Here is a 23168-nt window from a genome sequence, read left to right on the forward strand (position 1 = left end):
GGGAGCGAACGGACAACACGTTTGTGGCTCTACCCGAGTTCTCGGGTCAGCAACAGGGCGTCCTCTCCATTCGGGTAGTACTGCTCCTTGCGGCCGGCGACGGCAAACCCCATGGAGTGATACAGCGATCGGGCCACTTCGTTGCTCGGTCTGACCTCCAGGCGAGCGGCCGTCGCGCCCTGGCTGTCGAGGGTTCGCAGCGCGCCCTGGAGCAGCCGTCGGCCGAACCCCGCGCCCTGGCGGGCGGGCTTGACGGCCAGGTCCTTGACGTGGCCCACTCGTGCCCCACCAACGCGCATGAGCGAGGCCACGACGTAGCCCGCGATCGACTCGCCCATGGCGTCGCTCTCGGGATCTTCGAGCACGAGGAACCCGGGGGCATCGAGGTAGTGCTCGAAGGTCGACAGCCGCCAGGGCTCCTCGAAGGTCCGGGCTTCGATCCGGACCACGGCGTAGAGGTCGGCCCGCTCGACGGGGCGCAATCTGGCGCTGGTGGCGTCTGGGACCGTCACGAACGAGTCAACGCCTCGCGGTCAAAAGAGGGTCACGGTGACCGAAAGCACAAAGGCCATACGCCGGCCCGACCCGGATTCGAGCATGTTCAGAAGCGGCGCGTTCGTCGCCGACCAGCTCGACGGGATCGACGCCGAACAGGTCCAGCCCAACGGCGTCGATCTCCGCCTCGAAGCGGTCCTCGAACCGGTGGGTACCGGGCGAATCACCCGCGAAGGGAAGGCGATTGCCGACCGAGAACCGATCGAGACGGTCGCGATCGGCCCCGCGGACCGTGAGGGGTATCGACTCGCGCCCGGGGGCTACATCCTCCAGTACGCCGAGACGGTTTCGATCCCGGCGGAACACGTCGGGTTCGTCCTGCCCCGGTCCTCGCTCATGCGCAACGGCGCGATGCTCAACACCGCTGTCTGGGACGCCGGCTACTCCGGTCGGGGCGAGGGGCTCCTCCAGGTCCACAACGAAATCGAACTGGAGCGTGGGGCCCGGGTCGCCCAACTCGTCCTGGCGGCGGCCGACCACGAGGGGACCTACGACGGGAGCTATCAGGGCGAGCGACTGGACCGGGCCTGAGATTATTTATGCATACCCGCGTCAATGGGTAGGTATGTCCGTCTCCGTGCGACGAACCGTCGCTGTCTTTCTCCTCCTCGGGGCGCTTGTGTTGCTGGCCGTCTCGGCACCGGCGGCTGCCCAGTCCGGCCCGACGACCGTCGAGCACAACGTCACGGAGACGACCACCTGGGACGGCGAGTACCGGATCGTCTCGAACGTCACGGTCGCGGAGAACGCGACCCTCGAAATCGAGCCGGGGACCACGGTCGAACTCGCGGAGGGCATTTCACTGTCCGTGGCCGGGAACCTCTCTGCGACCGGAAGTAGCGAAGCGCCCATCAGGTTCCGGGCCTCGAAACCCGCGGCCACGGGCGGAGCCTGGGATGCCATCCGAACCACGGGAGCGGGGTCGGCGACACTCGCCCTCGCTCACACCGAACTGCAACACGCGACTGACGCCATCCGAATCGAGGCCCCGGGTTCGACCGTCAGGCTCACTGACTCCACGATCCGCGGGACCGCCGGTGACGGGATCGCCGTACCGGTGGCCGGCCAGGAGACGGCCCTGCAGGTCCGGTCGAGTCGTTTCGCGTCGATCGCCGGCGACGGGATTTCGGTGACCCGAACGACGATCTTGCCGGTCGAGACCGTCTCCGGGTGGGAGATTTCGGACACCGCGTTCACCGACATCGAAGGGGTCGGCCTCGACCTTCACGCGACGACGGTCAGGGACCTCCAGGTCGAGCGGAGTGACTTCCACGCCGTCGAGACAGGAATTCGGATCGCGGCCGACCAGGTCCGAACCACGGCCATCCGCTCGACCGCGATCGAACCGACCGGAACTGGGATCGGCGTCGAGACACTCGACGTGCAGGGCCTCTCGATCAGCGAGAACGAGATCACGGGGGCGGGGACGGGCGTGGACCTCCGGCTTGAGCGGAACGTCCGCTCGCTCGTCCTCGCGAGCAACGACATCGTTTCGGGCGACCAGGGGGTGGCCATCGAGCACGACCCGCGAATGGACCGGTTCTACGGCTTTGCGTTCACCTTCGACGGGAACACGGTCACCGACCACACTGACAACGGCCTGAGCCTCCACTCGAAACTCTTTGCCGACTCGTCGATCGCCGTCCGGAACAATACCGCCAGTGACAACGGCGGGCACGGGATCGGCCTCTTCGTCGGCGCGTTCCAGGACGCGTCCGTCTCCGGGAACGAACTTCGCAAAAACGGGGCCAGCGGCCTCTCGATGACGGCTCGACACGTCCGGAATACCCAGGTCGAAGACAATCTCGCTCGGGCGAACGGCGAGTCGGGGCTGTCGATCACGGCCCGCCAGGCGATGACGGGGCTCCGGGTGGCCGAGAACGAACTGCTGGACAACGCTCGGGAGGGGTTGGCGATCACGAACGGCGTTCGGACGGACGGCAACTACACGATCGAGGAAAACCTCCTCGCGGCCAACGCCTACGGAATCGCGGCTTCGGGCCCGCAGCGGGCGACGATCGAAACCAACGAGATCGTCTTCAATACGGTGGCGTTCGGTGACCTCCAGCCCCGGACAGACGCCGACCCTGGTGTGGGCGTCCTGTTGACCGAGGGGGCCGCCGGGGTCGACCTGCGGGCGAACGACATCTACGGCCATCGCGTCGCCCTCCTGACTGACGTGTCGGGAACGGTCCGGGCGGAAGCCAACTACTGGGGCGCGGCAAACGGCCCGTACCACCGCTCGATCAATCCCGAGGGCGAGGGGAACGCCGTGGAGACCCGGAACGGGTGGGTGGACCTCCACGAGGTGAGCCCGGACCGACACGGCCCGGCTTACGCCCGCCCATCCGCCGAAATCGAGTTCGCGCCATCGGCCCCCGCCGTGGACGAATCGATCGAACTCTCGGCCGCGGGTTCGAGTGATTCTGACGGGGCGGTCCGGACCTACCGATACTCGGTGAACGAATCAGTGACGGTCACGACCGAGGCCAGCCTCGACACCGCCTTTGACGCGGCTGGCTCCTACCCGATCACGCTCTGGGTCGAAGACGACATGGGCATCGAGAGTGCGACCCCGGCGACGGCGACGGTCACGGTCGAAGCCGCACCGACGCCGACCACGACCGGTCAGACCCAGCCACCCACGACTCACCCCGATCCGGGTTCGAGTGCCCCGCTGGGGCTCATCGGTGGGCTGCTCGGGGCTGGCCTGTACGGTATGGCCGTCCTGCTCGGGGCCCGTGGGCTGTATCAGACCCTCACCGAATCGTTGTTGACGGTCAGGGGGCGCCGGCTTCACGTTCTGGCCGGGGCCGGCATCCTGACCTGGGGGCTCGCGTCCATTCCGGGACCGTCGATTCTCCGCCCGGTCGCCGTGGCCGCCTTCCTGGTCTGGGTGGGTCTGACCGGGGTAGCGTACCTCGTGGTTCGGCTCCGCTGAGTCCGACTGAACCCCTCATTTTGAGAATCCTACCTTTGTTCGCAGAGTCTTGGATGGCGTCTGGGAACGGGCTGTCGGGAATGTTTCGCGGGCCTCCCAATACTTCACTATGTAAATAGCCCTCCGTATATTGGGACGTGTACTACCCCCATGGGAACCCACTATCTGTATGTTAATGTCCAGCATAAGTTTCGAGCGACGGGACTTCCTCAAGGCCGCGGGCGGGACCGCCCTCGCCACGGCCGCCGGGAGTTCTCGAGTCCTCGCACAATCGACCGAGGAAGACGGGGCCGCCGGTGATAGCTCCACCGAGACGGTAAAGACCATCTGCACTCACTGTGCCGTGGGCTGTGGGCTGGAGATGGAGGTCGAGAACGACGCCGTGGTGGGCTTACAGCGGTGGGAGGAGAACCCGATCAACCAGGGTGGGCTCTGTTCGAAGGGGGCCAGCCTGACTGACACGGTCAACTCCGAGACCCGTCTGAAGGAGCCGATGAAGAAAGTCGACGGCGAGTGGCAGGCGATCTCCTGGGACGAGGCGATGAGCGAGATCGCCGACGAACTCGACCGGATCCGGACGGAGTACAGTCCGGACTCGGTCATGTGGATGGGGTCGGCGAAGGTCAACAACGAGGAGGCCTACATGTTCCGGAAGCTCGCGGCCTTCTATGGGACCAACAACGTCGATCACCAGGCCCGGATCTGTCACTCGACGACGGTCTCCGGCCTGGCGAACACGTGGGGCTTTGGGGCCCAGACAAACCCCATCAACGACTATCGCAACCAGGACGCGAACCTCATCATCGGGCACAACCCCTCAGAGTCCCACCCCGTGATGATGCAGTACCCCCAGAAGATGCAGGACAACGGGGGCACCATCATCGTCGCGGAGCCGCGATTCTCCAAGACCGCCGCAATGGCCGACAAGGTCGTCCGGTTCCGACCGGGCACGGACACGGCCTTCATCAACGGCCTGCTCTATCACATCGTCTTCAACCTCGAGGCCCACGACGAACAGTTCATTCGCGATCGGGTCTACGGCTGGGACGAGGTCCGGGAGAACCTGCGGGACTACGACCTGGAGACCGTCTCGGACATCACCTGGGTCGACGTCGAGGAACTCAAGGAAGTCGCCGAGATTCTCGCCGACGCCGAGGTCTCGACTGTCGACTGGGCGATGGGCGCGACCCAGCACAACAACGGCACCCAGAACATCCGCTCTTTTGCGACCCTGAACCTCGCGCTGGGACATGCCGCCCAGCCTGGCGGCGGCCTGAACGTCGTTCGTGGCCACGACAACGTCCAGGGGGCGACCGACCTGGGTGTGCTCTCGAACACCCTGCCCGGCTACTACGGCCTGGGTGAAGGGGCCTGGCGACACTGGGCCCAGGTCTGGGACCAGACCCCCTCGACCAGCGGGTCGACGTCCTACGACGAACTGTTCGATCGGTTCCACTCCAAGGAGATCATGGAGAAAAACGGCCTCACCGTCTCCCGCTGGTACGAGGCCGCCCATCCCGAGAACACCGTCGGCGAGGACTTCCACCAGCCCCATCCCCTCAAGGCCGTGATGATCTGGGGCCACTCGCTGAACTCCGTCTCCGAGATGAAGCGGATGCAGGCGGCCATGGAGGAACTGGATCTCATCGTCGGGATCGACCCCTACCCGGCCCTGACCTCCTCGCTCCCGGACCGGGATGACGGCATCATCCTGCTCCCGGCCGCGACCCAGCTAGAGACCAAAGGCAGCGTCACCAACACCCACCGTTCGATCCAGTGGCGCAGCCAGGTCGTCGAACCCAGGCACAACTCCCGCCCGGACTTCGACATCATGCAGGATCTGGCCGAGCGACTCGGCTTCGGCGATCACTTCGACTACGAGACGGTGGAGGACGTGACCCGGGAGTGGAACCTCGGCATGCGCACGATCGGCATGATCGGGCAGACCCCCGAGCGGCTGAAGGCCCACCAGGAGAACGCCGGGATGTTCAGCCCGGTCGATCTCAAGGCCGAGGTCACTGACGACCACGACCTCGCCGGGGACTACTACGGGATGCCCTGGCCGTCCTGGCACGACGAACACCCGGGCACTCCCATCCTCTACGACGCCGGCAAACACCCGGCTGCAGGCGGAGCCGACTTCCGGACCCGCTGGGACACCGAGGGCCCGGACGGCGAGACGCTCCTCCGGAACGACTACGAACCCGACTGGTGGGACGGCACGCTCGAGGGTGTCCCGCAGTACCCGATGTGGCACACCGCCCTGCCGGACCCCGAGGAACCCGCCGCGAAGACCATCCCGATCGAGTACGCCGAACGGGAGGATACGTCGGTCTACGACGCCGCCCAGGCGCTTTCGGAGGCGGGCTATGACGTCGATCCGAGCGAGTACAGCGACTTCGATCACGCACAGCCGGACCCACCGACGGGTCGGGGACGAGCGCGCGCGTCGGCCTGGAACCTCTACGATGCGGTGCCGACCCACCGCGAGCCGATCGAGACGCCCCGACCGGACATCGCCGAGGAGTTCCCGACCTACGAGGACATGGAGGACGTCTTCCGGGTCAACCTTCGTGACCGCTCGAAACAGGAGAGTCGGGCGGACCTCAAGGACTCCCACCCGATGATCATGACCACCGGTCGGCAGGTCGAGCACACCGGTGGTGGGGCCGAGACCCGGAACAACCCCTACACGGCCGAGCGAGCGCCGTTCATGTACGCCGAACTCAACCGAAAAGTCGCCAACGAGATCGGTGTCGACACCGGCGAGTGGGTCAAGGTCGGGACCAAGCGAGGCACTATGCTGGTCCAGGCCCGGGTGACCGAACGGGTCAACCAGGAGGAGATCTTCCTCCCCTTCCACTGGGGCGGGATCTTCGAGGGCGAATCGCTCGTCGATCGGTACCCCGACGGACTCGAACCGCTCACGATCGGGGATTCGGCGAACATCGGCACTTCGGACGGGTACGATCCGCACACGATGATGCAAGAGACGAAAGCCAACCTCGCGCTCGTCGAGAAGGCCGCTCCGGAGGAGATCCCGGACCTGCCGGAGAAGCAACTGGCCTACCAGGAGGAGAAAGGGATCATTCGCCGCCCGCTCGGGGGTGATGAAGAATGACCCAACGCGTCGTGCCCGACACCGACCGCTGTATCGACTGTGGCGGCTGTGAGGTCGCCTGCAAGGTCGAGTGGGACATCGGCCACACCGAGGAGCGTATCGAGGTCGTGACACACAACGAGGGTCGGGAAGGCACCCGGTACTCCGGCGGGGAGTCACACACGCCCATGCAGTGTTACAACTGCGCGGAGGCCCCCTGTATCGACGTCTGTCCCACGGACGCGTTACACCGGGACGAACACGACCTGGTGCAGGTGGACAAGGACCTCTGTATCGGCTGTTCGTACTGCTCCTGGGCGTGTCCCTTCGGGGCGCCACAGTACCCCAGCGAGGAGGAGACGGCCGGCGGTTCGGGGATCATGGACAAGTGTACCACCTGTGTCGACCGCCTGGAGGAGGGCAAGGATCCGGCCTGCGTGGAGACTTGCCCGACCGACGCGCTTGTCTTTGGGACTCCGAGTGAGATCTCCGACGAGATGCGTCGCCGCGGGAGCGACACGATGTTCACCGAGAGCGAGGCAGCCATCGTGTTCGGAACGGGAAGTGACTAACCCGTAATCGATCGATGAACGCAGATTACGTCCGTCACGCTGTCGCCGCAGTCGCCGCGGTCCTGATCGCCGCCGGGGTACTGGCCTGGCTGAACGGCCTGTCGCCGGGGCTCACGACCGGCGTCTGGATGCGCGACACGCTGGCGCTCGTTGGTGAAGGGGTCTCCCAGTACGAGTCCATGTCGGGCAACTGGGTGTTGCTCCGTGGCCTGCTCGGCGTGTACCTCACCGGGCTCGTCGCGACCGTCTCGGTCCTGCTGCTGCTCTCGCTGCGCACCCACCCAGGAGGTGTCGATCGATGAGTGGTTCCGAGGAGATCTCCCGGTTCTCGGCCGTCCAGGTGTACGTCCACTTCCTGATGGCCGCGGCCATCCTGGTCCTCTTCCTGACCGGGGTCGCGATCACCTTCGGCGGCCAGGTCGGATGGATCGTGTCCCTGCTGGGCAACGAGTCCATCATCCTGATCCACATCATCGCCGGTGTGGCCCTGTTCGTCACGCTGCTCTACTATCTCATCTTTGCGCTCACCGGCCTCGCGACGGGGGATTTCCCGACCAAGTGGCTTCCCGGCCCGAGTACGATCCGGGAGCTGATCACGTATGTAAACTACCACATCCTTGGTCGCGGCCCAGAGCCACGCCCCGGGAAGTACACCTGGATCCAGAAGTCCGAGGTCCTGATCATCGCCGTGGAACTCACCGTCCTCACGGCGACGGGACTCGTACTCATGTTCCCGGGGCTGTTGCTCCGCTATCGCCCCGCCTTCCTGGTCGCGAGTGACCTCCACGTGGTCTTTGCCTTCACGCTCCTGATGGGCGTGACCTTCCACCTCTATGACACTCATCTCCTCCAGTTCCCGCTCGACACCTCGATCTTCACCGGTCGAGTTTCCCTCGACCGGGCCCGAGAGGAGTGGGCCGGCTGGGTGGATGCCGGCCAGACCCGCTCGGACGGCGGCAGCGGCGACCGGTTCATCCAGGTCCTCGGTGTGTTCGCGGTGCTGTTCGTGTTCGCCGTCGTCTACTCGGGGGTCCTGATCGACCGGATCCTGGCTCCCATTCCGGGGACCCAGGAGACTCTCTATCTCCTGGAGCGTCCCGAGACGATCCTCGAGGGGCCGGCCGGGATATTCTGGACCGTCGGGTTCAACCTGGTGGTCATCGTGATTCTGGTCGGACTGGTGGCCCTGCTCTACGGCATCACGCTCCGATTCGGGGACTGATAGGCGAACTTTTCACTTTCAAATGCGAACTTCAAGACAATGAGTACGGAGGACACCGACGACGCAACGATGGCACAGCTCTATGACCTGCTTGCGGGTGTGTTCGCGGATCCACCGGACGAGGCGACTGTCGCCGCCCTCGCCTCGGGGCCGCTGCCCGATCCCGGGGTCGCTCCGAACGATCGGCTGGCAGCCGGCCTCGAGGGCCTCGATGCCTGGGGCGAGACCGTCGAGGATCCGGCCGCGGAGGCCGACCGGCTCGCGTCGGAGTTCACCCGACTCTTCATCGGCCCACGCCCCAAGCTACAGATCCACGAGTCCTACTACGCCGGGGACTACCTCGGCGAACCGCTCGCGGCCGTCAAAGAGACCTACCGAAGCCTCGGGATCGCTTCCGCTCCGGATCGCAAGGAGGAGGCCGACCACGCGGCCGTGGAACTCGCGGTGCTGCGGGAGCTAACCGCGACCGACGGGGAGCGGACGGCCCCCTTTCTCCGCGAGCACGGGGACTGGTTCGATGACCTCGCCGGGGACATCCACGAGCAGACGGATGAACCGTTCTACGAGGCGATCGCGGACCTCGTCGCGGGGGTCGTTGCCTTCGACGCCAGCCGGCAGGGGGTCCGTCAATGACTGTCGCCGTCATCAGTGATTGTCGCGGGACGGCCGACATCGACCGAAACGCCGTCGCCCAGGCCATCGACGTGGAGGAAGCGATCCTCACGAGCGCGGTCGCGGACCATCGCGAGGCCATCGCCGAGCGGATCGAGGAGGCCGACACGGACGCGGTCCTCTTCGTCGCCGGCGACGGGCCGGTCGTCACCGAACTCCTGGAGGCCCTCGAGGAAGCCGGCTACCGAACCGACCGCGTGAGCCCCTTCATCGGTGCGTCCGTCGACTCGGCGGTTGGGACGGCCGTGGTGGCTGGCGCCGCGAACGCGGCCGTCCGACAGCTCGCGATCCGGCCGGAGATCGATCTCGATCCCGCCCCGTCGGGCGAGCACGTGGTCGTCGTCGGAGACCCGCTGGTCGCCCGGGACCTGGCCGGAAACGTCGACGTGACGCTGATCGCCGATCACCAGGACCTGGCGGGCACGTCACTTCCCGATTCGGTGACTGTGCGGCGCGGGACTGCAACCGCCCTGGAGCGTGTGGGTGGCGGCTACGAAGTGCAACTCGAAACCTGGGTGACCGAGGACTGTACGGGGTGTGGCCGCTGTCTTCGGCGCTATCCCGAGGCGACGACTGACGTGCCGGTCCAGGTCACCGACGACACCGTGGAGCCGGCGGTCTGTCCGGCCGACGCGATCCGGCCGGCCGATGAGCCACTCGTCGAGCAGTTGGGGGCAAGCCAGGTCGTCTGGCCGAATCACCAGGGGCCCCTGGCCGCGGACCGCTGGGTGCACACGATTCGAACTGGCGTCGCCGGCGCCGTGAACCGGGCGGCCTGGATGCGAGCCAGGCCGGAGGTAACAGTCGATCACAGCACCTGTGCAGTTGGTACGGCCGGGAATGAGGGCTGCTCGGACTGCGAGGAGGCGTGCCCGAACGACGCCATCTCGATCTCGCTCGCCCACGACGGGGGCGTCAGCGTCGAACCCGACCGGTGTGTCGCGTGTGGGACCTGCGTCTCGGTCTGTCCGACCGCGTCCATCGAGCCCACCCGGGCTCACGACGTGGCGACGACGGCGGCATTCGTCGAGGCGGCGATCGGTCCGGTGGCCGACGCGACCGCCGGGTCCAGTCTGCCGTGGGGTGGTGGTGCCACACCGTTCGGCGTGGTCTTCGTGAGCGAGGCGATCGAACCGGCCGTGCGGACCACTCTCAGTTCTCGGTCGGTGCCGCCGGTTATCCCCATCGTGCTCCCGAACGTGCTCTCGGTCTCGGACGCGGCGGCGATCTATGCGGTGGCGCTGGGGGCCGACGGCGTCTTGCTGGCGAGTGACCCCGACCGGGCGACCGAACCCGTCGAGGATGCGGTCCGGCAGGCGAACCTGGCGCTCGGCGATCTGGGCCTCGGGGAGCGGGTGGCGGTGGCAAACACTGCTGACCCCGACGCGCTCGCACGGGCGATGGACGGTCTCGTTGCCGACCCACTCGATGCCGTCGAGACTAGTTCCGTGCGGACCGATTCCCGTCACACCCTCGGTCTCGACGCGAGTGTGGCCCTCGCGGCTGGACACGGCAGCAATGCGAGCATGGTCGCGGCGCCAGGCTCGGGGACTGTCACGGTCGAGGAGTCGGGCTGTACGCTCTGTACTACCTGTCACGACGTGTGCCCGACCGGGGCGCTCGAACAGACCGAGGGACAACTGCACTTCGATCCCGAGGCCTGTGTCGGCTGTGGCCATTGCGAGACGGCCTGTCCGGAGGACGTGATCGAGGTCACATCCCGCGTGCCGGTGGAGAACGGCGCGGTTCGGGCGCGGGAAACCGTCGTCGAAAAGGAGATGGTCGAGTGCCGGGTGTGTGGCGAGCCGTTTGCCTCCCGGTCGGGAATCGAAGAGATGGAGGCCCAACTCGACGAGGCGGCTCTCGAGGCCCTCGATCTGGAGGTCTGTCCGGACTGTCGCTCCCAGCGGGCGGCGGAGACGGAGTTCCTGTAGCTACCGCATCTCTTCGAGGGCAACGAAATCCTCGCCCGTTGCCGAAACCCACTCCGAGAGAAGCCGCTGGGCGCTCTCGGGAACCGGCGATATCGTGCAGATCCACTCTCCATTGGCGTCCCTGGTGACGTTCGCCATAAATGGTTCTCCACGTTCGCTCGTGAGTGGCCCCGGCGGGTTCCTGTCCCGTGGTGCGGTGTCCATAGTGATTCCTTGCTCGGTAGTTCATGCTACGGGACCCTCTCACATAGCTATTGGTTACGATTCCAAGATATTGGGGCCGGCGGAGCCGGTCAGTCCTCGGCCTCGAGCATCCACCCGAAACGCTTCTCCCAGAACTCCTCGGAGCGTGGTTTCTTGGACTTCCCGTAGGTCTTCTTGTCCCGGATCTGGCGTTCGAGGACGTCACGGGCCTCGTTGATGGCGTGACTGGCGCCGTAGCCTTCGCCGGAGGCGATGTACAGGCCCTGGTCGGTGTACAGACGGATCCGGGCGAGCAGCAGCGGGGTGCCCCGCAACTTCTCGTCGTGTTTGTGGAGGTGCACCTTCGCGTCGAGGACCGACATCCCGTGATCGCGGTCGTCGAACTTGTCGATCATGGCGACGATGTCCTCGTAGGTGATGTCATCGACCAGATCGCTCCCGTAGACCTGAACGGCCCGGTTCCCCCCGGCTTCCCAGGTCAGGGAGTCGAGGATGTCAGTCTTCGTGAGGATGCCGTGTGGGTGGCCTCCCTCCTCCGCGACCACCAGGGAGGATCCCGTGTCCTCGAACAGTTTTTCGACGGCGACGTCGAGGGTTTCGGCCGGGTCGATCGTTCTAACCGGGCTGTTCATGATGTTCCGCACCGGCAGGTCGAGCATTCGAGCGAGCTCGCCCTCTCGGGCGCCGAACCCGCCCCGTCCAGACCGGCCCGTGCTGGCCGAGACGTCACCGCCGTGGGGATCAGTACCGGAGGCGTCGCCGCCCTGGCTGCGGTCCACGGAGCGAACAGTCATGTTGGTGACGTCATAGAGGCTCACCACCCCGACAGCGGAGTCGCCTTCCACAACTGGCAGGTGGGTAATGCGGTTCTCGCGGAAGACGTGTAACGCGTCGCCGAAGGTCGATTCGGGATCGAGGGTCACCAGATCCGTCGTCGCGGCTTCCTGGACCGTCGCCGCGTCGAGGTACGGCTGGACCTTCCGCAGGATGTCCTTTGCGGTCACGACTCCGATGAGGGACTCGCCCTCGAAGACGGGGAGCAACTGCGAGTCGGCGTCGATCATGAGCTGGGCGACCTTCCGGATGTCCTCGTCCGGGGTGAGCTGCGGGACGTGCCAGACGAGCGAGTTGAGTTTCTCGTTTGGCTGGTGCTGGGAGCTCGCGAGCTGGCGTCGGGTGACGATCCCCTCGAAGGTATCGCCCGCGACGATGACTCCCGGGACCGATGGGTCTTCAAAGGTTCCGACCAGTTCCGAGACGGTGGTGTCCGGTGAGCGAGTGACGTAATCTTCCGAGACGATGTCTGCGATGTCCATGGTTGGTATTGGTTCGCACGTAACCTAATGGTTCCCCCGGGCGGCTCGATACTGTCAACATGTACCAGTTGGCGTGGACGAACCAAGTTCCCGGTGGCCTTTCTCAGGAATTGGTAACCAGTCCAACTAATAGTTCCTCGCCATGAGGGCCCTTGCGTGCTATTGACAAGGCGCATACGAAGGGGTCCGGAACCAGGCATATTCTGAACGGCGGATACCTCTCCGAGATCCTAAATATCCATAGATCTAAATATTTGAGTATCCTAATATTAACTGGAGGAGAAAACCGATGCCACCACCGAACCAACCCCAATCGGCCGGACGAGCGGTACAGTTCCGCGGGCAGACCCGGAGCCGAGACGACGTTTCGACGGTGGATACAGAAGTCGTTCTCACCGGGGAGACCGTCTCCGTGAGCCCCCTGTCGGGCGTCGAGAGCGACTCGGCACTCGACTTCTCGGTTCCGCTCGCGGATATCACGGCGCTGCGGTGTGAGGGGATGCTCTGTCGGGCCATCACCCTCGAAACGGACACGGCGGAGTACCGGATTCCGACCGCGGACCTGGACGAGACCGCGTTCCGCAACGCGATCCTCCAGGCGACGGATCTGGAGAACTCGTGTACGCGGCTGAGTCTGGGCCAGTACGGGATCTGTCTCTGTGGACCGGGGACGTACGCCGGCTGTCTGCTGACCGTCGCCGGGCTGGGGATGATCCTTTCGGTAGTCGGGGCCGCGCTCGGCGTGCTCGTGGCTGGTGCCGGTGTGTTGTTGCTGGCTGCCGTTTTCCTGGCCCGGACCGTCTCGAAGTGGCGTGGGGCAAACGTCTGGGAGCGCCCCCGGACGGGAGCTACAGCGTGATCGTCCGACCCCGTCACTCGTTCATTTGATCCCTGATTACGCCCTGGATGACTTCGATGCCGTCGACGATCCGCTCATCAGCGATCGAGTAGAAGTTTCGCACCCCTTCCCGTTCACGGGTGAGCATCCCCTGATCGCGCATCACTTTGAGATGCTGGGAGAGTGTCGACTGGGGGATGTCGGTTTTCTCTTCGATCGTCGAGACTGAGTAAGCCTCGCCGGATTTGAGCAGATCCAGGACCTTGAGTCGGTTCGCGTTCGCACAGATGCCACAGTACTCGGCGTGGGCCTCGTAGAACTCGTCGCTTTCGAGTTCAGTCATAATTGTGCTAGGGCCGTTCGCTGTAAAGAAGATTCGCCGTTGGCATCGACTGCATCTCTGTCAGCACTGTCTCATCGCGAACGTGCCAGTGCCCATCCAAACATTCCCAGGGCGACGAAGTACAGCACGATTGCCGTCGTCACGGACGCGGTGACCAACGTCCCTGTCAGGAACCCGGTGCCAAGCAAGGTATGGAACCCCCCTAGTCCGATCCAGAAGTTCCGTCGAGAAATTCCGAGTCGCGCCTGGAGGACGGACATCTGCCTGTACTCTTCTACTGACGGGTTAACTTGTTTCGATTAGGTCACCAGGTCCGACTGGGCGGTGCAAATCCGGTCCTCGGAAAAGTGCGTAGATTTGTTTTGGTTTGATCCATATGCTCGCTTCGCTGCCTTGGATGGGCGCTTTACACTTCATTGATGCTGTTAGCATACCACGACGAGCGAAGCGAGTCGTGGTTTCACCGGGCGCGACCGCAGGGAGCGCCCGGCTCTTTTTGGTGTCCTCACCGAGCAAAGCTCGGTGGGATCTAGCAGGAGCTTTGCTCCTGTGCGACAGATTTTTCGAGTCGCGAGGGATCAAAGATCCCTCGGACCGCACGAACGGCGGCTGCGCCGCCGTGAGTGGAGAGTGGTGCGCGAAGCGCACCCGACGACGAAAAAGGTGCATGGACTCGCCGGGACTCCCGTGAGCGAAGCGAACGGGAGGTCGTCAGAGAAGTGAGCGCCATCGGCGCGAGCAAAGCTGACGGGATTTGAACCCGGAGGAAGACGGTCGCCTCACTTCGTTCGGCGCTGCGCCTTCCAGGGCTTCAAATCCACGCGTTCGCTCCGCGAACGCTCGGCTCGTCCATTCGCTCACTCGCAAAACTCGTTCGCTCCGATGGACTCGCCGGGATTTGAACCCGGGGCCTCTTCCTTGCGAAGGAAGCGATCTGCCACTGATCTACGAGCCCGCGCAATCGTTCATATCCACTGGGTTGCCTTGAGGATTCTGCTTTAACGCCGAAACAGAATCGCGGCCAGCACGAGAGCGCGAATACCGGTTAGTCCTCGAGGACGATCTCGATGGAGACGTCGTTGGGGACCTGGATCCGCATGAGCTGGCGCAGTGCGCGTTCGTCGGCGTCGATGTCGATCAGCCGCTTGTGGACCCGCATCTCCCAGTGTTCCCAGGTGGCGGTCCCCTCGCCGTCGGGGGACTTCCGGGCCGGGACTTCCAGGGTCTTGGTGGGCAGCGGGACCGGACCGCTCATGCTGACGCCGGTCTTCTCGGCGATCTCCCGGACGTCGGTCGAGATGTCGTCGAGCGCATCCGGACTCACGCCGGCGAGACGCACGCGTGCTTGCTGCATTATTCGGACTCGGTGACGGAGAGGACCTTCCCGGCGGCGATGGTCTGACCCATGTCACGAACCGCGAAGGAGCCCAGTTCGGGGATTTCGCTGGACGGTTCGATGCTGAACGGCTTCTGCGGGCGGACGGTGACGACCGCGGCGTCGCCGGACTGGATGAAGTCGGGGTTCTCCTCCTCGACCTCTCCCGAGGACGGGTTGATCTTCTTGTTGATCTCCTCGATGGTACAGGCGACCTGGGCCGTGTGGGCGTGGAAGACCGGCGTGTAGCCGGCGGTGATGACACTCGGGTGCTGCATCACGACGATCTGGGCCGTGAAGGTTTCGGCGACCGTGGGCGGGTCGTCGGCGGGACCGAGGACGTCACCGCGGCGGATGTCGTCCTTGCCGATGCCACGGACGTTGAACCCGACGTTGTCACCGGGGCCGGCCATGTCGACTTCCTCGTGGTGCATCTCGATGGTCTTGACCTCCCCACCGACGTCGGAGGGCTGGAAGGAGACCATGTCACCGGGGTGCATGGTACCGGTCTCGACGCGGCCGACCGGGACCGTTCCGATGCCGGAGATGGTGTAGACGTCCTGGATCGGCAGGCGGAGCGGCGCGTCCGTCGGCGGCGCGGGCTCGGGCAGGCTGTTGAGTGCCTCGAGGATGGTCTCGCCGTCGTACCACGGCGTGTTCTCCGAGTGCTCGGCGATGTTGTCGCCCTCGAAGGCCGAGATCGGGATGAAACTCGCGTTGTCCGAGTCGAACTGGACCTGCTTGAGCAGTCCCTTGACTTCCTCGACGGTCTCGTCGTAGGTGTTCTGCTCGTAGTCGACGAGGTCCATCTTGTTGACGCCGATGATGAGTTCCTCGATACCGAGGGTGCGAGCCAGGAAGACGTGCTCCTGGGTTTGTGGCTGGACGCCGTCGTCCGCGGCGACGACGAGAACGGCGTTGTCAGCCTGGGAGGCCCCCGTGATCATGTTCTTCACGAAGTCACGGTGACCCGGCGTGTCGACGATGGTGTAGTTGTATGTGTCCGTCTCGAACTCCTGGTGGGCGATGTCGATGGTGACCCCGCGCTCACGCTCCTCGGCGAGGTTGTCCATGACGTAGGCGAACTCGAATCCGCCCTTGCCCTTCTCTTCGGCTTCTTCGCGGTGCTGTTCGATGACGTGCTCGGGAACGCTCCCCGTTTCGAAGAGGAGTCGGCCCACGAGCGTACTCTTCCCGTGGTCCACGTGGCCGATGATGGCCAAGTTCTGGTGTGGTTTGTCGCTCATGATCGTATTCGCGCTTTATACGCGCTCTGTGGAATCCCTTCGACAGTTCGGATTAAAACCATTTCGAAAGCGTCTGACACCCATCCCGGCGCCGTCGGGTGGTTTGTCTTTTGGGCACGTTCGCGGCGGCCCGGATGAGCCCCTATCTGGAGCCGGTTCGAACGCTCGAAGTCGTATCACAGCTCAATCGATCGACGTCCGCGAGGACCGCGGAGGCGGTTTCCGGGCCGCCCGCGCCGCGACCGCTGATGTTCAACTGGCCCGCGTGCTGGGTGTCGAACTGCAGGATGTTCATGGTGCCCGTCACCGCGAGCGTGGAGTTCTCCGGCACCAGCCGCGGTCCGACCCGGATGCGATCGGCGGTGGCCTCCGCGATCAGGCGGACGGTCATCCCATCGTCGGCGGCGACGTCCAGGGCGTTTGCCGGCAGGTCTTTGATGCCCTCGATGCGGGCGTCGGCGAGCGTGTGACCGCCGCCGTCGAGGACGTTCGCCAGGATAACTCCCTTGAGTGCGGCGTCGGTCCCCTCCACATCGAAACTGGGATCGGTTTCGGCGACGCCCAGGTCCTGGGCCTCCGCCAGGACGTGTTCGTAGGCCAGTCCCTCGGCCTGCATGCGAGAGAGGATGAAATTCGCCGTTCCGTTCAACACCCCGCGTGCGGCCGTGACGTGCTCGGGGCCGAGGCCCTCGGCGGTCGCGATCGCGGGGATCGCCCCGCCCACGGTGGCCTCAAACCGAACCGCTCCCTCGCTGTCGGCGGCAACTGCGGCGAGGTCGTCGTACCGCTGGGCGACCGGGCCCTTGTTCGCGAGGACGACATCCCGGTCCTGCTCCAGGGCTGCGGTCACGTGACCGAATCCGGGTTCGGCGTCGCCCAGCGTGGTCGGGGTCGCTTCGATCAGCACGTCGTATTCGGCTCCGAGAACGCCCTCGGGATCGTTCGAGCCGACCGCACCCGACTCGCGTTTGCGTGTGAGTGCCTCCGTGACATCGACGCCGTTCGCGTCCCAGACGGCACTGCTCGAATCGGCGATGGCCGTGACAGTGTGTCCGTACTCCCCGGCGAGGCGGGCGACGGACTGCCCCACGTCCCCAGCGCCCATGACGGCGAGTTTCATCGTGATCCCTCCACGAGCGGGGCGACGAACCGCAGGTCCATATCCGTGGCCACTTGCCGGACAGCGTCGAGTGCCGCATCGGCCGCGCCGGCTTCGAGTGCTAGCCGGAACCGCCCGCTCGAAACGGCTTCCGTGTCGGTCGCTCCCGAGAGCGAGAGGTCGATAACCGAAGCGGGGGTCTCGGATTCGATTCGCTCGATGGTCGCCGAGAGGTCCTCCTCCAGGCGGGCGCCGATCAGGAGCACCAGCACCTCCTCACCGTACTTCTCGGTTCCGGCCTGGATGACGTTGATCCCGCGATCCCTGAGCGCCGCGGTGATCTGTTCGAGCTGTTCGGGCGCACACTCCAGATCAATCTCGACGGGGATCCGTCCCCGGGGGGTGACCGAGCCCCGCTCGTGAAAGATACTGAGCAGGTTGCCGCCGTTCTCGGCGATCGGTTCCAGCGCCCGCAGAAGTTCGCCCGGCTCGTCGACCAGTTCGAGCCGAACCGTGTGGGCGCGGGTACTCCCGTGTTCGTCGCTCATACGTGCTGTCGACGGCCCGGTCGGTATAAGCCTTCGGCGATTGTCGACCCCGAGTGGATTCTCAACCCGCCGATACGTACCCGGTGGCTTTTTTATACCCCTCCACCAAAGGCAGATATCGAGATGGCACTGACCCGCAGGCCGGTTTCGGAGACGTCGGGTATCGCAGTTTCGGCTGGTCGCACTGCGAACGGGCCAGGAAGACACGTGGAACGTGGCCGCGGGGACAAACACACATGAGTGAAGCTACGCCGACCGTCATGATCGTCGACGACGAGGTGAACATCACCGAACTCTTCGGCGTCTGGCTAGAGGCAGATTACGACGTGCGGATGGCGAACAGCGGCGAGGAGGCGCTTGCGGAACTCGACGAGTCCGTCGACGTGGTGCTCCTCGACCGTCGCATGCCGGGGCTGTCCGGTGATGAGGTCCTCGAGGAGATCCGGGACCGGGGCTATGATTGCCGGGTCGCGATGGTTACGGCCGTCGACCCGGACTTCGACGTTATCGAGATGGGCTTTGACGACTATCTCACAAAGCCCATCGACCGGGAGGGCCTGGAGTCGGCTATCGAGTCCCTGCTCGACCGGAAGGAGTACGACGACGCGATGCAGGAGTACTACGCGCTGACCTCGAAGAAGGCCGCGCTGGAGTCCTCGAAACCGGCCTCGGAACTGGAGGCCAGCGAGGAGTACGCCGAGTTGAAGGCCGAGATCGAGACGCTCGAAGGGGACCTGGAAGGGGCCCTCGAGACCGAATCGGACTTCGAGTCCGCGTTCCGTGATCTTGACTGACCACTGCCGGCTTAATAGCCTCCATTATTAATCCGAACCCGAAAGCCGGGGGCTCGCGTTCCGTTGCACATGGCGGAGCAACAGCGTTCCGACGCCGACAGACAACCGACCCCGGACGGTGAACACCTCAATCGAAGAAACCTCTTGGCCGCGCTCGGCAGCGCCGGCCTGCTCTCGACGGCTGGCTGTCTTGGTATCCTGGGGGACGACGAGACCGGGCCACGCGCGGACGATCCCACCCCCGTACCAACCACCGAGGGTGGCGAGGGAACGACCACTGGGAGCGTCGAGACCTTCGACATCGAGTGGACTGTCCAGGGGGCGACGACCGCGGTCGCCAGCAACGAGGTCCTGCTCGACGTGGCCCTCGACGACGGGCTCGACGTCCCATACCAGTGCGAGCAAGGGATCTGTGGGGTCTGTACCTCAAAGGTACCCGGCGACGGGACTGACTACGTCGAGCACTCCGGCGCCGACTATCTGAGCGACGAGCAGATCACCGGCGGGTTCGTGCTTCCCTGTGTCGCCTCTCCGAAACAGGATTTTTCCATCGAGACCGGCCAGCAGGACGCGGCGGACGCCTACTCGCCCGACGGCGAGGATATCGAGGAGACGACTACCGCGGCCGACGTGGAGTCCTTCTCGATCGACTGGACCGTTCAGGGTGCCACGACCGATGTGGCGGCCACCCAGACCCTGCTCGACTCGGCCCTGGATAACGACCTGGACGTGCCATACGAGTGTGAGCATGGCGTCTGTGGGGAGTGTACCTCGGAGGTTCCGGGTGCCGGCACCGAGTACGTCGAACACGACGGCAACCAGTATCTCAGCGACGAACAGGTCGAAGCGGGCTATGTCCTCACCTGTGTGGGTTCGCCCAAACAGGACTTCGAGATTACGACTGGCGTGAAAGACGACGCGGACGCAGTCTAGGGTTCGAATCCGGGCTCGGCCGCCAGATTGCCGTGTTACCGTGTCTCGCCCGTATAAAAAACTCTGCAAAATTAACGACCACCCCTATGCCCGAACGCAAACTACCAGTGGATATGGATTCGACCGTCTCGTTCCCACACACGAGGACCGCACATCCCGGTTGTCCCCGGGCGTACGCGGAGGGATATCCATGGTAAATCCGCTCCTGCCCGCCGAGTTCTGGGGGCTCTCGATCGGGATCTACCTGTTCCTGGGCGGCCTGGCCGGCGGGGCGTACGTCGCCGGGGCCGTCGCCGACCTCCTCAGCACCAGACAGCCAGAGCGACAGGACTCCTACTTCGCCACGGCCCGCTGGAGTATGGTGATCGCGGTCGGTGCGATCGCCGTCGGTGGGCTCCTGCTGGTCTCACACCTCGGCGAACCGCTGAACGTGCTGCAGTTCTGGTTGTTCACGAACTCCCAGTCCTGGATGACGATCGGGATCTGGGTCATCGTCCTGTTCACGCTCCTCGCGATGGTGCAGGCCCTCTGGCTGGGCTTCGGTCGCGAGAACGGGTTTGCCGTGAGCATCGGCCCGATCGACACCCTCGCCAGAATAACTCGTCCCTCCGAGCGTGTTCGGCGGGGAATCACCGCCTTCGGAATCGCCGTCGGCGTGCTGCTGGCGGTCTACACGGCGCTTCTGATCAGCGCAACCGGGGACGTCGTCCCGCTGTGGGACCCGACCTGGCTCCCACTGCTGTTCCTGACCAGTAGCCTCTCGATCGGCATCGCGGCCGTCTTCGGGCTGACAACCCTGACACAGGGGGTCATCGAAACCGGCGTGGAGAAGTTCAGCCTCGCCGACGACGTGATCATCCTCGCCGAGATGGGCGTGCTCGCGATCCTTCTGGTGACACTGCAGAACGGCAACTCGACCGCCGTCGAAACCGTCCAGTACATCATGCAGGACGGCTGGCTCCTGTTCTGGGGCGGCGTGGTCGGTGTCGGACTGGTGGCGCCACTGGTCCTCTCGGCGGCCCTGATCCTCGTCGAACGGCGGGTCGACCTCCACGGGAACGCGAAGACGCTGCGCCGGGTCCGTGGGGCCTACGTCCTCAAGTTCGGCCTCGTGGTCGTCGGTGGCCTCCTGCTTCGGCTCACGATCATCTTCGGCGCGCTGAACGTGCCGATCATCGGTGCGTGATAACTCATGACTGATACGATAGACACAGACGACATCGACGACGTGGTCGGGGACATCCTCGCGGATGTCGACGCAGACGAGACACTCGGGAAACAGATGGCCACGGACGCCCGCCGGGTCTCGAAGGGTGAACTCTCCCGGGCCGAATTCGAGGACCGATACGCCGAGGACGTGGCCGAGGAGTTCGGCACGGACCTCACCGGCGGCACGGCCGGCGCTTCGATGCCGGGTACCCCCTCGGTCATGGACCAGGCCTCGCGGCGATCCGTGCTGAAAGCCGCCGGTGTGGCCGCTGTTGGAGCCGCGGCCGTGGGCGCGGGTGTGTCCTCGAACAACGCCGCCGCTCAGTCCGAGGCGGACAGTTCCGTCCAGCGTGGGATGGTGCTGGACACGGAAACCTGCATCAAGTGTCTCTCCTGTGTGGAGGCCTGCAAGGAGGAGAACCACACGCCGGAGGGCCACTTCTGGATGGAGGTCCACCGCTACCAGCGCGCCGACGAGGAGTACGACGGGCCCACGGACTGTGACTCCCTGCAGCGGCCCTGTCAGCACTGTGAGGACGCCCCGTGTATCGAGGTCTGTCCGAACAACTCCCGGTTCAAGACCGAGAACGGCCGGACGGTCTGTGATTACGATACCTGTCTGGGCTGCAAGTACTGTGAGGTCGCCTGCCCGTATCACGTGAACTCGTTTGTCGGGACCGGCGTCCCCGAGTACCTGGATGGCCCGTTCGAGGGCCAGCGCCGGGACGACGAGGGCCGTTGGCTTGCCGGTACGCCGCCGGAGGGTTCCTGCAGCAAGTGTACCTTCTGCATCCACCGTGAGTGGGACGACGAACTCCGCGGTACGACCGCCTGTGAGGAGGCCTGTCCGGTCGATGCGATCCACTTCGGGGACCTCAACGATCCCGAGAGCGCGCCGAACCAGTACCTCGAAGATTATGACGACTCAGAGACGTTCAAGGCCCGTTCGGAGGTCTCGGATCCGAACGTGATTTACGTCGGCGACGAGCCCAAAGACGTCGAAGTCGAACCGGTTCCGGGCCCCACGAGCCACGAGGACCTCGGCCTGGAGGCGTCCGAACCGACGGGGCACTGACCGCGGCTGCACTCTTTTCTGGCACGCAAGCAGGTGAGTCCCGGGGTGGCCGGACCAATCCGAGAGTGTGACATGTAACTCGCCGCTCGAAATCGCTCGTTCGGTATTTCACGCCTTCTATTGCCGAAATTTCTGACCCCTACTTAATGGCCTAAATTGTGCTCATGAACCCCTTTTGAAGTAGGGTTGGTAGGAGAAGTTGCAATGGAACCTGATAGAAACGCGCGCATCGGATCTAACCTCTCGCGTCGGAAGTTCGTCGCTGGAACGGCCGCCGGTTTCGCGACGGTCAGTCTCGCCGGCTGTACGGACGGCAACGGCGAACCGACCACCACTGCGGAACCCGAGCCGGAAGACTACGTCGTCACCGACGACGTCATCGTGAGTTCCTCGTACGTCCCGGCAAACGCCGGCTTCGCGCAGGCGTGTTCGCCGTCGCGGATGTTCGCCCCGGAAATGCACCCGGTCTTCAAGATCGGTGTTTACGACCCCGAGACGGGCGAGCAGCTGGGTAACGATACGCTCGACTCCGTATCGGTCAACATCGACGGCTACGAGACTGTCGACCTCGCCTGGGGCGGTGACGCCGAAGAGAACCCCTCCGAGGAGTGGAGTGGGAGCTGGGCCATCCCCGAAGACGCCGAACCCGGTGCGATTTCTTACACCGTCGAGATCACCAACGACGACGCCAACTTCCACAACGTGGGGATCCTGGAGAGTTCGATTACCATCATCGAGTTCTCACAGGACTACCTCATCACCGACGACCTGTACGCAGGGTCCGCCGGAATGAGCGACTACGAGGACAACGAGTTCATTTCCGGCTGTGCGCCCTCGCGCCAGTTCGCACCCGGTATGATGGTCGGCTTCGACATCGGCGTCTACGAGAGCTCCACCGGCAATCCGGTCGGTCCCGCCGACGGCGACCAGGAAAACGTCGTCGCGGGCATCGAATCCGCCACGCTCACGATCGAAGACTTCGACGAGACCGTCGAACTGGGCTGGTCCGGTATGTCCGAGGGTGAGGCCACCGAGGACCTCAACTGGAACGCTACCTGGACCATCCCGAGCGACGCCGAAGCAGGCAGCTACAACTTCACCGTGGAGGTCGTGGCGGCTGATGACAACATTGGCTCCAAAAACGTCGGGGCCACGGCCCACGTCACGAACTCCTTCTCGATCGTCTAAGGC

22 protein-coding genes and 1 tRNA gene are annotated in these 23168 nt (G+C 64.7%); 14 read left to right on the top strand and 9 right to left on the bottom strand.

Annotation, left to right across the window (positions count from 1 at the left end):
- Positions 1-29 precede the first annotated feature (29 nt).
- Positions 30-512, bottom strand: a complete 483-nt coding sequence (locus RH831_RS05580) for a GNAT family N-acetyltransferase (protein ID WP_310553259.1) — start codon at positions 510-512, stop codon at positions 30-32.
- An 85-nt stretch (positions 513-597) separates the two neighbouring features.
- On the opposite strand from RH831_RS05580, the gene RH831_RS05585 reads away from it, so the two are divergent.
- From RH831_RS05585 to RH831_RS05620, 8 genes are all read left to right on the top strand, one after another.
- Entirely contained in the window at positions 598-1086 is a 489-nt protein-coding gene (locus RH831_RS05585) for a deoxyuridine 5'-triphosphate nucleotidohydrolase (RefSeq protein WP_310553260.1), read from the top strand.
- Positions 1087-1120: 34 nt separating this feature from the next.
- Positions 1121-3496: a right-handed parallel beta-helix repeat-containing protein gene (locus RH831_RS05590; protein WP_310553261.1), complete on the top strand. Its 2376-nt coding sequence runs from the start codon at positions 1121-1123 to the stop codon at positions 3494-3496.
- Positions 3497-3671: 175 nt separating this feature from the next.
- Positions 3672-6617: a molybdopterin-dependent oxidoreductase gene (locus RH831_RS05595; RefSeq protein ID WP_310553262.1), complete on the top strand. Its 2946-nt coding sequence runs from the start codon at positions 3672-3674 to the stop codon at positions 6615-6617.
- The gene (locus RH831_RS05600; protein WP_070365418.1) at positions 6614-7168 is read left to right on the top strand and encodes a 4Fe-4S dicluster domain-containing protein; all 555 of its coding nucleotides are present in this window, start codon (positions 6614-6616) and stop codon (positions 7166-7168) included. Before RH831_RS05595 ends, RH831_RS05600 begins: the two co-directional genes overlap by 4 nt.
- A gap of 14 nt (positions 7169-7182) precedes the next feature.
- Positions 7183-7470, top strand: coding sequence for a hypothetical protein (locus tag RH831_RS05605; protein WP_070365417.1), 288 nt, complete (start codon positions 7183-7185; stop codon positions 7468-7470).
- Positions 7467-8390 (top strand): cytochrome b/b6 domain-containing protein, encoded by a 924-nt coding sequence (locus RH831_RS05610; RefSeq protein ID WP_310553263.1) that lies wholly within the window; start codon positions 7467-7469, stop codon positions 8388-8390. The genes RH831_RS05605 and RH831_RS05610 overlap by 4 nt, the downstream gene beginning before the upstream one ends.
- Positions 8391-8429: 39 nt before the next feature.
- Positions 8430-9023, top strand: a complete 594-nt coding sequence (locus tag RH831_RS05615) for a molecular chaperone TorD family protein (RefSeq protein WP_310553264.1) — start codon at positions 8430-8432, stop codon at positions 9021-9023.
- On the top strand, positions 9020-10996 hold the full coding sequence (locus RH831_RS05620) for a 4Fe-4S binding protein (protein WP_310553265.1): 1977 nt from the start codon (positions 9020-9022) through the stop codon (positions 10994-10996). The genes RH831_RS05615 and RH831_RS05620 overlap by 4 nt, the downstream gene beginning before the upstream one ends.
- Here the strand turns inward: RH831_RS05620 and RH831_RS05625 are convergent, their stop codons facing one another.
- Positions 10997-11134, bottom strand: a complete 138-nt coding sequence (locus RH831_RS05625; protein WP_310553266.1) for a hypothetical protein — start codon at positions 11132-11134, stop codon at positions 10997-10999.
- 155 nt (positions 11135-11289) lie between these two features.
- Positions 11290-12516, bottom strand: coding sequence for a CBS domain-containing protein (locus RH831_RS05630; protein WP_310553267.1), 1227 nt, complete (start codon positions 12514-12516; stop codon positions 11290-11292).
- Positions 12517-12805: 289 nt separating this feature from the next.
- Between RH831_RS05630 and RH831_RS05635 the strand changes: the two genes are divergently transcribed.
- A complete protein-coding gene (locus RH831_RS05635; protein WP_310553268.1) occupies positions 12806-13375 on the top strand; it encodes a hypothetical protein in 570 nt (189 codons plus the stop codon).
- Between the two features lie 13 nt (positions 13376-13388).
- On the opposite strand, the gene RH831_RS05640 is transcribed toward RH831_RS05635, so the two are convergent.
- From RH831_RS05640 to RH831_RS05665, 6 genes are all read right to left on the bottom strand, one after another.
- Complete coding sequence (locus RH831_RS05640) at positions 13389-13697, bottom strand: helix-turn-helix transcriptional regulator (RefSeq protein ID WP_070365411.1); 309 nt, start codon at positions 13695-13697, stop codon at positions 13389-13391.
- 883 nt (positions 13698-14580) lie between these two features.
- Positions 14581-14652 (bottom strand) — tRNA-Ala (locus tag RH831_RS05645).
- 90 nt (positions 14653-14742) lie between these two features.
- Positions 14743-15054, bottom strand: a complete 312-nt coding sequence (rpsJ, locus tag RH831_RS05650; protein WP_198400454.1) for a 30S ribosomal protein S10 — start codon at positions 15052-15054, stop codon at positions 14743-14745.
- Positions 15051-16319: a translation elongation factor EF-1 subunit alpha gene (tuf, locus tag RH831_RS05655; protein ID WP_310553269.1), complete on the bottom strand. Its 1269-nt coding sequence runs from the start codon at positions 16317-16319 to the stop codon at positions 15051-15053. The genes rpsJ and tuf overlap by 4 nt, the downstream gene beginning before the upstream one ends.
- Before the next feature lie 142 nt (positions 16320-16461).
- Positions 16462-17439 carry a homoserine dehydrogenase gene (locus RH831_RS05660; RefSeq protein ID WP_310553270.1) on the bottom strand — a complete coding sequence of 326 codons (978 nt, stop codon included), beginning with the start codon at positions 17437-17439 and terminating at the stop codon, positions 16462-16464.
- On the bottom strand, positions 17436-17966 hold the full coding sequence (locus RH831_RS05665; RefSeq protein WP_310553271.1) for an amino acid-binding protein: 531 nt from the start codon (positions 17964-17966) through the stop codon (positions 17436-17438). The genes RH831_RS05660 and RH831_RS05665 overlap by 4 nt, the downstream gene beginning before the upstream one ends.
- A 236-nt stretch (positions 17967-18202) precedes the next feature.
- Between RH831_RS05665 and RH831_RS05670 the strand changes: the two genes are divergently transcribed.
- The 5 genes from RH831_RS05670 to RH831_RS05690 all read left to right on the top strand — a co-directional run bounded on the left by RH831_RS05670 (position 18203) and on the right by RH831_RS05690 (position 23165).
- Complete coding sequence (locus tag RH831_RS05670) at positions 18203-18760, top strand: response regulator (RefSeq protein ID WP_310553272.1); 558 nt, start codon at positions 18203-18205, stop codon at positions 18758-18760.
- A gap of 69 nt (positions 18761-18829) precedes the next feature.
- The gene (locus RH831_RS05675) at positions 18830-19693 is read left to right on the top strand and encodes a 2Fe-2S iron-sulfur cluster-binding protein (RefSeq protein ID WP_310553273.1); all 864 of its coding nucleotides are present in this window, start codon (positions 18830-18832) and stop codon (positions 19691-19693) included.
- Between the two features lie 190 nt (positions 19694-19883).
- The gene (nrfD, locus tag RH831_RS05680) at positions 19884-20879 is read left to right on the top strand and encodes an NrfD/PsrC family molybdoenzyme membrane anchor subunit (RefSeq protein ID WP_310553274.1); all 996 of its coding nucleotides are present in this window, start codon (positions 19884-19886) and stop codon (positions 20877-20879) included.
- Positions 20880-20885: 6 nt separating this feature from the next.
- Positions 20886-21977, top strand: a complete 1092-nt coding sequence (locus RH831_RS05685) for a 4Fe-4S ferredoxin N-terminal domain-containing protein (protein WP_310553275.1) — start codon at positions 20886-20888, stop codon at positions 21975-21977.
- 204 nt (positions 21978-22181) lie between these two features.
- The gene (locus tag RH831_RS05690; protein ID WP_310553276.1) at positions 22182-23165 is read left to right on the top strand and encodes a hypothetical protein; all 984 of its coding nucleotides are present in this window, start codon (positions 22182-22184) and stop codon (positions 23163-23165) included.
- The last annotated feature ends 3 nt before the right edge of the window (positions 23166-23168 follow it).

Source organism: Halodesulfurarchaeum sp. HSR-GB, from assembly GCF_031432215.1.
In the GTDB taxonomy this organism is placed as follows: domain Archaea; phylum Halobacteriota; class Halobacteria; order Halobacteriales; family Halobacteriaceae; genus Halodesulfurarchaeum.

What these genes read in the sequence shown, in the direction of transcription:
- RH831_RS05660 (WP_310553270.1), bottom strand. Translation starts at nt 17,439, where the DNA reads ATGAAACTCGCCGTCATGGGCGCTGGGGACGTGGGGCAGTCCGTCGCC.
- RH831_RS05615 (WP_310553264.1), top strand. Translation starts at nt 8,430, where the DNA reads ATGAGTACGGAGGACACCGACGACGCAACGATGGCACAGCTCTATGAC.
- nrfD (WP_310553274.1), top strand. Translation starts at nt 19,884, where the DNA reads ATGGTAAATCCGCTCCTGCCCGCCGAGTTCTGGGGGCTCTCGATCGGG.
- RH831_RS05625 (WP_310553266.1), bottom strand. Translation starts at nt 11,134, where the DNA reads ATGGCGAACGTCACCAGGGACGCCAATGGAGAGTGGATCTGCACGATA.
- tuf (WP_310553269.1), bottom strand. Translation starts at nt 16,319, where the DNA reads ATGAGCGACAAACCACACCAGAACTTGGCCATCATCGGCCACGTGGAC.
- RH831_RS05630 (WP_310553267.1), bottom strand. Translation starts at nt 12,516, where the DNA reads ATGGACATCGCAGACATCGTCTCGGAAGATTACGTCACTCGCTCACCG.
- RH831_RS05610 (WP_310553263.1), top strand. Translation starts at nt 7,467, where the DNA reads ATGAGTGGTTCCGAGGAGATCTCCCGGTTCTCGGCCGTCCAGGTGTAC.
- RH831_RS05605 (WP_070365417.1), top strand. Translation starts at nt 7,183, where the DNA reads ATGAACGCAGATTACGTCCGTCACGCTGTCGCCGCAGTCGCCGCGGTC.
- RH831_RS05670 (WP_310553272.1), top strand. Translation starts at nt 18,203, where the DNA reads ATGAGTGAAGCTACGCCGACCGTCATGATCGTCGACGACGAGGTGAAC.
- RH831_RS05585 (WP_310553260.1), top strand. Translation starts at nt 598, where the DNA reads ATGTTCAGAAGCGGCGCGTTCGTCGCCGACCAGCTCGACGGGATCGAC.
- RH831_RS05640 (WP_070365411.1), bottom strand. Translation starts at nt 13,697, where the DNA reads ATGACTGAACTCGAAAGCGACGAGTTCTACGAGGCCCACGCCGAGTAC.
- RH831_RS05635 (WP_310553268.1), top strand. Translation starts at nt 12,806, where the DNA reads ATGCCACCACCGAACCAACCCCAATCGGCCGGACGAGCGGTACAGTTC.
- RH831_RS05590 (WP_310553261.1), top strand. Translation starts at nt 1,121, where the DNA reads ATGTCCGTCTCCGTGCGACGAACCGTCGCTGTCTTTCTCCTCCTCGGG.
- RH831_RS05595 (WP_310553262.1), top strand. Translation starts at nt 3,672, where the DNA reads ATGTCCAGCATAAGTTTCGAGCGACGGGACTTCCTCAAGGCCGCGGGC.
- RH831_RS05675 (WP_310553273.1), top strand. Translation starts at nt 18,830, where the DNA reads ATGGCGGAGCAACAGCGTTCCGACGCCGACAGACAACCGACCCCGGAC.
- RH831_RS05600 (WP_070365418.1), top strand. Translation starts at nt 6,614, where the DNA reads ATGACCCAACGCGTCGTGCCCGACACCGACCGCTGTATCGACTGTGGC.
- RH831_RS05685 (WP_310553275.1), top strand. Translation starts at nt 20,886, where the DNA reads ATGACTGATACGATAGACACAGACGACATCGACGACGTGGTCGGGGAC.
- RH831_RS05690 (WP_310553276.1), top strand. Translation starts at nt 22,182, where the DNA reads ATGGAACCTGATAGAAACGCGCGCATCGGATCTAACCTCTCGCGTCGG.
- RH831_RS05620 (WP_310553265.1), top strand. Translation starts at nt 9,020, where the DNA reads ATGACTGTCGCCGTCATCAGTGATTGTCGCGGGACGGCCGACATCGAC.
- RH831_RS05665 (WP_310553271.1), bottom strand. Translation starts at nt 17,966, where the DNA reads ATGAGCGACGAACACGGGAGTACCCGCGCCCACACGGTTCGGCTCGAA.